General features: G+C 72.9%; 3 protein-coding genes. All 3 read left to right on the forward strand.

All coding sequences use genetic code 11. From position 1 onward, the window contains the following. Nucleotides 1-35 precede the first annotated feature (35 nt). Nucleotides 36-2,606, forward strand: a complete 2,571-nt coding sequence (locus AB0C36_RS18660; RefSeq protein ID WP_358355357.1) for a glutamate--cysteine ligase — start codon at nucleotides 36-38, stop codon at nucleotides 2,604-2,606. Between the two features lie 188 nt (nucleotides 2,607-2,794). Then, nucleotides 2,795-6,169, forward strand: a complete 3,375-nt coding sequence (locus tag AB0C36_RS18665) for a pyruvate carboxylase (RefSeq protein WP_358355359.1) — start codon at nucleotides 2,795-2,797, stop codon at nucleotides 6,167-6,169. Between the two features lie 349 nt (nucleotides 6,170-6,518). Continuing rightward, nucleotides 6,519-7,553, forward strand: coding sequence for an RNA polymerase sigma factor SigF (locus AB0C36_RS18670; protein WP_358355360.1), 1,035 nt, complete (start codon nucleotides 6,519-6,521; stop codon nucleotides 7,551-7,553). The last annotated feature ends 57 nt before the right edge of the window (nucleotides 7,554-7,610 follow it).

Genomic DNA, 7,610 nt, shown 5'->3' on the forward strand with positions numbered 1-7,610 from the left:
ATATGCCTGTAACAGTCGGGTCGTACCCTGCGGGAATGGGCAGCGGCAGCGCTGGTGCGACTCGCTCGGTCACCGTCGGCGTCGAGGAGGAATTCCACCTCGTCGGGCTCGACACCAGGCATCTTGTGCCCGGCGCTCGTGAAGTGCTGGAGCGGCTGCCCGGGAAGGGCTTCACCGCGGAACTCCAGCAGTCGGTGGTCGAGACCAACAGCAGTCCGCACTGCGAACTCGCCGCACTGCGCGAGGAACTGGTCCGCTCCCGGCGCGAACTCGCGGACGCCGCCGAGCGGTCGGGGCTCGCGATCGTCGCCGCCGGGACCGTGCCGCTGGCCCGCCTGGAGGAGATCTCGGTAACCCCCGACGCGCGCTACCTGAACATGGTGGACGCGTACCAGCGGGTCGCGCACGAGCAGCTCATCTGCGGCGCGCAGGTCCATGTCGGGGTGGACGACCGTGACTTGGCGGTGGCGGCGCTGCCCTGGCTGTCCCCCTGGCTGCCGGTTCTGCTTGCGGTGTCCGCGAGTTCGCCGTACTGGCTCGGCTCCGACACCGGCTACGCGTCCTGGCGTACGAGCGTGTGGCAGCGCTGGCCCACCACCGGGCCCGCCGGCTCCTTCGGTTCGGCCGCCGAGTACGACGAGATGGTCGAGGGCCTGCTGCGCTCCGGCGTCATCAGCGACCCCGGGATGGTCTATTACGACGTGCGCCCCTCCCGGCACGTCCCGACCCTCGAACTGCGCATCACCGACGCCTGCCCCAACGTCGACGACGTGGTGCTCATCGCGGGGCTGTTCCGTGCGCTGGTGCTGCGCGGCTGCGCGTACGCCACCGAGGGCCGCGAGCCCCCGCGCATGCGCGACGAGTGGCTGCGCGCCGCGACCTGGCGGGCCGCGCGCTCCGGCCTGGAAGGCGAACTCGTCGACCCCGTCTCGCTGTCCGCCGCGCCCGCACCCGACGTCGTACGCGGCCTCCTGCACACCGCCCGCCCGCAATTGGAGGAACTCGGCGACTGGGACGGCCTGGTCTCCGCCGTCGACACCGTGCTCGGGCACGGGAGTTCGGCCGCCCGGCAGCGCGCCGCGACCCGGCGCGGCGGATCGCTCGCCGACGCCGTCGACCTCGTCGTCGCGCAGACCCGCACCAGCCCCGTCTGGCCGCTCGGCGGCACCGTCCCCGCGCAGCGCACCCCCGGGATCTTCGAGGGCTACACCGCGTCGGTGGACGAGGCGCTGGATCCGCAAGGCCGGGTGCGACCCCAATACGCGGCACCCGTCGCCGCCCTCACCCGGCTCGGCGCCGCACGGCTGCGCGTCCGCGCCCGGGCCCGCGACGAACGCCAGCGCCTCGACGGCACCCTGTTCAGACCCGAGGGCGCCGACGAACCCCGCTTGTTCCCCTACGACTTGCTCCCGCGGCTGATCTCCGGCGAGGACTGGGCGCTGCTGCGCGGCGGGCTCGCCCAGCGGGTCGCCGCACTGGAGGCGTTCCTGCACGACGTGCACGGCGAACGCCTCGTCGTCCGCGATCGCATCGTCCCCGCCTGGGTCGTGGAGGCCGCCCCCGGCCTGCGCGACACCGGCGCCCGGCTGCCCGCCGACACCGTGCGCATCACCCTGGCCGGCATCGACCTGGTCCGGGACGGCTCGGGGGACTGGATGGTCCTGGAGGACAACCTCAACATGCCCTCGGGCATCGCCTACGCCCTGGCCGCCCGCCGCCTCTCCGCCGAAATCCTCCCCGAACTCCAGCCCGGGGACCGCATACTGACGGTCGATCAGGTGCCGTCGCTGCTCAAGAGCGCGCTCGTCGCAGCGGCTCCGAGACGGTCCGAGCGGGACCCGGTCGTCGCCGTGCTCAGCGAAGGCCCGGACAGCCCCGCGTGGTTCGAGCACCGGTTCCTCGCCGACGAGATGGGCGTGCCCGTCGTCACCCCCGCCGAGCTGCGCCTGGTCGACAACCGCGTGGTGGTGATGGGTGGGCGGTACGGCGCGTACCCCGTCGACGTCCTCTACCGCCGCGTCGACGAGGACCGCCTCGTCTCCGCACTCGGCGCCGACCGCCGGCCGCTCGGCCCCGGCCTGCTGGACGCCGTCCGCGCCGGACGGGCCGCCGTCGCCAACGCACTGGGCAACGGTGTCGCCGACGACAAGGTCCTGTACGCGTTCGTGCCGCGCCTGATCGAGTACTACCTCGGCGAGCGCCCCCTCCTCCGGTCCGTGCGCACGTACGCCTGCGGCGACCCCGACGAGTGCGCCCACGTCCTCGGCCACCTCGAAGAGCTGGTGGTCAAACCGGTCGACGGCTTCGGCGGCGAAGGCGTCGTCATCGGCCCGGACGCCACCGAGCAGGAACTGAAGCAGGCGCGCGCGGACATCGTGGCGGCCCCGCGCCGCTGGGTCGCCCAGGAGACCGTCGCGCTGTCCACGCACCCCACCTTCACCGGCGAGCGCTTCGAGCCCCGAGCCGTCGACCTGCGGGCGTTCGTCTGCCAGTCCGGCGGCCCCACCGTCCTCCCCGTCGCCCTCACCCGGTCGGCGCCGCGCCGCAGCCTGCTCGTCCACTCGCTGCGCGGCGGCGGGGCCAAGGACACCTGGATCATGCGGTGACCAAGCTCACAGCCCCTCCGGCACCCCGTGAGGGAACGGCGTTCCCGCTGGTCAGCCCTGTTGTTCCGTAGTCACGCACGGTGCCCGGCATATGGGACCGACCTGCGGGGGACCAGTACACGTGTCCTATGGTTCGGGGCATTCCGACCGGAATCCCCGGGCGACCGGGCAAGGAGGGTAGGTAGCTCGTGATCCGCAAGTTGCTGGTGGCCAACCGCGGTGAGATCGCCGTGCGGGCGCTGCGTGCCGCAACCGAGCTGGACATCACCACGGTGGCCGTCTACGCGTACGAGGACCGTCACTCGCTGCACCGCCAGAAAGCCGACGAGAGCTACGAGATCGGGGAGCGCGGCCACCCGCTTCGCGCGTACCTGGACGTGGACACCATCGTCGGCGCCGCGCTCGCGTGCGGCGCGGACGCGATCTACCCCGGCTACGGGTTCCTGTCCGAGAACCCCCTCCTTGCCGAGGCGTGCGAGGCCAACGGCATCCAGTTCGTCGGCCCCAACGCCGCGGTCCTGTCCCTCGCGGGCAACAAGGTCCGCGCGCTGGAGGCGGCCAAGAGCGCCGGCCTGCCGACGCTGCGCACCGCCGACCCGCGGGACGACATCGACGGGCTGCTCACCGCCGCCGACGAGATCGGCTTCCCGATCTTCGTCAAGGCCGCGGCCGGCGGCGGCGGGCGCGGCCTGCGCCGCGTCGACCGGCGCGAGGACCTGCGCTCCGCGATCGAGACCGCGATGCGCGAGGCGCAGACCGCGTTCGGCGACCCGACGGTGTTCCTCGAGGAAGCCGTCGTACGCCCGCGCCACATCGAGGTGCAGGTGCTCGCCGACGCCGACGGCAGCGTCGTCCACCTCTTCGAGCGCGACTGCTCGGTCCAGCGCCGCCACCAGAAGGTCGTCGAGATCGCCCCGGCGCCGCACCTGGACCCCGACATCCGCGCGCGCATGTGCGCGGACGCCGTGCGCTTCGCCGAGACGATCGGCTACCGCAACGCGGGCACCGTGGAGTTCCTGCTCGACGAGCGCGGCCGGTACGTCTTCATCGAGATGAACCCCCGCATCCAGGTCGAGCACACCGTCACCGAAGAGGTGACCGGCGTCGACCTCGTGCAGGCGCAGCTGCGCATCGCCTCCGGCGCCACGCACGCCGACCTCGGGCTCGCCCAGGAGACGATCCGGGTGCAGGGCGCGGCGCTGCAGTGCCGCATCACCACCGAGGACCCGGCGCACGAGTTCCGGCCCGACACCGGGACCGTGTCCGCGTACCGCTCGCCCGGTGGCGCGGGCGTACGCCTGGACGGCGGCACGTTCACCGGCGCCGAGGTGCTGCCCTACTTCGACTCGATGCTGGTCAAACTGACCTGCCGCGGCCGGACCTTCGCCGACGCGGTGGCCCGCGCCCGGCGCGCGGTCGCCGAGTTCCGCATCCGCGGCGTCGCCACCAACATCCCGTTCCTCCAGGCGGTCCTGGACGACGCGGAGTTCCGCGACGGCCGCGTCACCACGTCGTTCATCGACGACCGCCCGGACATGGTCCGGGCCCGTGCCGGCGCCGACCGCGGTACGCGCCTGCTCGCGTACCTCGCCGACGTCACCGTGAACCGGCCGCACGGCCCGGCGCCCGCCCTCGCGGTGCCGCGCACCAAGCTGCCGCGGCTCCCGGAGGGCGACGCCCCGGCGGGCGGCCGCCAGAAGCTCCTGGAGCTGGGCGCCGCCGGGTTCGCGCAGGCGCTGCGCGCGCAGACGGCGCTCGCGGTGACCGACACGACGTTCCGCGACGCGCACCAGTCGCTGCTGGCGACCCGGGTACGGACGTTCGACCTCGCCGCGGCGGCCCCGCACATCGCGCGCCTGACGCCGCAGCTGCTGAGCGTCGAGGCGTGGGGCGGGGCGACGTACGACGTCGCGCTGCGCTTCCTGACCGAGGACCCGTGGGAGCGGCTGGCCACGCTGCGCGAGGCGATGCCGAACCTCAACATCCAGATGCTGCTGCGCGGCCGCAACACCGTCGGGTACACGCCGTACCCGGACAAGGTGTGCGTGAAGTTCGTCGAGGAGGCCGCGGCCACCGGCATCGACATCTTCCGCATCTTCGACGCGCTCAACGACATCGAGGCCATGCGGCCCGCGATCGAGGCGACGCTCGGCACGCACGCCGTGGCCGAGGGGACGCTCTGCTACACGGGCGACCTGGCGAACCCGGGCGAGACCCTCTACACGCTCGACTACTACCTGCGGCTCGCCGAGCAGCTGGTCGAGGCCGGCGTGCACGTGCTGTGCGTCAAGGACATGGCGGGCCTGCTGCGCGCCCCGGCCGCGCGCACGCTGGTGACGGCCCTGCGCGAGCGGTTCGACCTGCCGGTCCACCTGCACACGCACGACACCGCGGGCGGGCAGCTGGCGACGTACCTCGCCGCGATCGAGGCGGGCGTCGACGCGATCGACGGCGCGTCGGCCGCGCTGGCCGGCACCACCAGCCAGCCGCCGCTGTCCGCGATCGTCGCGGCCACCGACCACACCGAGCGCGCGACCGGGCTGTCCCTGGACGCGCTGTGCGACCTGGAGCCCTACTGGGCCGCGGTCCGCGAGGTGTACGCGCCGTTCGAGTCCGGGCTGCCGGCGCCGACCGGCCGCGTGTACCGCCACGAGATCCCGGGCGGCCAGCTGTCCAACCTGCGGCAGCAGGCCATCGCGCTGGGCCTCGGGCACAAGTTCGAGGAGATCGAGGACGCGTACGCCGCCTCGAACCGGATCCTCGGCAACATCGTCAAGGTCACCCCGTCGTCCAAGGTCGTCGGCGACCTCGCGCTGCACCTGAGCGCGGTCGGCGCGGACCCGGCGAAGTTCGAGGAGGACCCGGCGGCTTTCGACATCCCGGACAGCGTCATCGGGTTCCTGCAGGGCGAACTGGGCACGCCGCCCGGCGGGTGGCCGGAGCCGTTCCGCACCCGGGCCCTCGCGGGCCGCAGCACGACCGTGTCGCGGACCGTCGCGCTCACCGAGGAGCAGGACGCGGCGCTCGACGGGGACGACGTACGCGGCACCCTCAACCGGCTGCTGTTCCCCGGCCCGGCGCGCGACTTCGAGGAGGCGCGCCGGCTGTACGGCGACGTCTCGGTGGTCCCGACCCCGGCCTTCCTGCACGGCCTCAAGCCGGGCGAGGAGCTGACCGTCGAGCTGTCGCCCGGCGTCGCGCTCTACCTCGCGGTGGAGGCGATCGGCGAGGCGGACGAGCGCGGCTTCCGCACCGTCTACTGCCGCATGAACGGCCAGCCCCGCGTCCTGTCGGTGCGCGACCGCTCGGTCAAGCCGGCGCGGCCGGAGAGCGAGCGGGCCAACCCGGAGAACCCGGCGCACGTCGCCGCGCCGTTCAGCGGCGTCGTCACGCTCCAGGTGGCGGTCGGGGACGCGGTCGAGGTCGGCCAGACGGTCGCCACGATCGAGGCGATGAAGATGGAGGCGTCGATCACGGCGTCGGCGTCCGGCACGGTCGAGCGGCTCGCGATCGACTCGGTGGCGTCCGTCGAGGCGGGCGACCTGCTGGTGGTCGTCGGCTGAGGCGGGAGGGCGACCCGGGCGGTACTCACCGGTTGCCTGAAATGTAAAAAATGTGACATGCATCGCCGCGCGGTGGTGTTTGTCCGGCAGGAGTCCTCGACTCCGCCGGGCGGACACCCCCGCGCGGTGTCGTTTTGGGGCCGGTCGGGGTCTGGGTTGGGCCGAACGGACGGCGTCTCATCAGTTTTTCCGACGCTCTTTGCGCGCGTTTACGCCCATAGAGGGGCGTTTTGTGGTGTTTTGGATGCTTCCGTAACCCGTCGGGCCTCTTGCCCTTACGTGTCCGGCGTCACAGACTCAGTGTCCGCTCGGGGTTTCGGTGTCTGTCCGTCCGGTTTGGGAGACCTGTATGGCTGTGCGCCTCGAGTACGACGCCGCCGTGGCCCGGGGCAAACGCCCGTCGGCCACGGCGACCGAGCCCGCGAGCGTGCCCGCTGCCGACCGCGCCGCCGACCCCGGCGGGCACTCCGCCGAGCCTCCCGCCGAGCTTCCCGAGCCCGAGAAGCCGCGCGGGACGCGCGCCGCTGCGCCCTCCGACGACGAGGAGCCGGCACCGGTCACGTCTGCGGTCAACATCGACGAACTGCTCGCATACCCGCAACTGCTCAACCACCTGCCCACACCGCTCGCCCGCGAGGCGGGCGACGCACTGCTCGCCCGCCTCGCCACCCTGGAGGCCGGGACCGCCGAGCACAGCTACGTGCGCGGCCTGCTGGTCGAGCTCAACCTCCCGATGGTCCGGCACGCCGCGGGGCGCTACCGGCGCCGCGGCGAACCGGTCGAGGACATCGTGCAGGTGGGCACGATCGGCCTCATCAAGGCCATCGACCGCTACGAGGCCGATCGCGGAAGCAGCTTCATGGCCTACGCGATGCCGACCATCATCGGAGAGATCAAACGATTCTTCAGAGACACATCGTGGTCCGTGCGGGTACCTCGCCGCCTGCGCGAACTGCGTACCGAACTCCTGCGCGCGACCGACGAGCTCACCGCGACCCTCGGCCGCACCCCCACCCCCCGGGAACTCGCCGAACGCATCGGCATCACCGAGGAGGAGGTGGTCGAGGGCCTCGACGCCTGCACGGTCTACACGGCCACGTCGCTCGACGAGACCGCGTACGGCGACGCCGAGGGGCAGGAGACCGTCGGCGACCGGCTCGGCGCCGAGGACCACGAACTCGACCTCGTCGAGTACCGCGAGGCCCTGCGCCCGCTGCTCGCCGAACTGCCCGGCCGCGAGCGCGCGATCCTCGTCATGCGCTTCTACGGCAACCTCACCCAGGCCCAGATCGGCGAGCGCGTCGGCATCTCCCAGATGCACGTCTCCCGCCTGCTGGCCCGCACCCTCGCGTCACTGCGCGAACGCCTGATGGTCCCGAGCTGACGGCGCCGATTCGCACGAGAGCCCGAAGGGGCGGTGGGGGGGGGGGGGGGGGGGGGG

This window comes from Streptodolium elevatio, assembly GCF_040649515.1.
Taxonomy (GTDB): Bacteria; Actinomycetota; Actinomycetes; order Streptomycetales; family Streptomycetaceae; genus Yinghuangia; species Yinghuangia elevatio.

Coding starts and splice junctions, on each gene's coding strand:
- AB0C36_RS18660 (WP_358355357.1), top strand. CDS start 36: ATGGGCAGCGGCAGCGCTGGTGCGACTCGCTCGGTCACCGTCGGCGTC.
- AB0C36_RS18670 (WP_358355360.1), top strand. CDS start 6,519: ATGGCTGTGCGCCTCGAGTACGACGCCGCCGTGGCCCGGGGCAAACGC.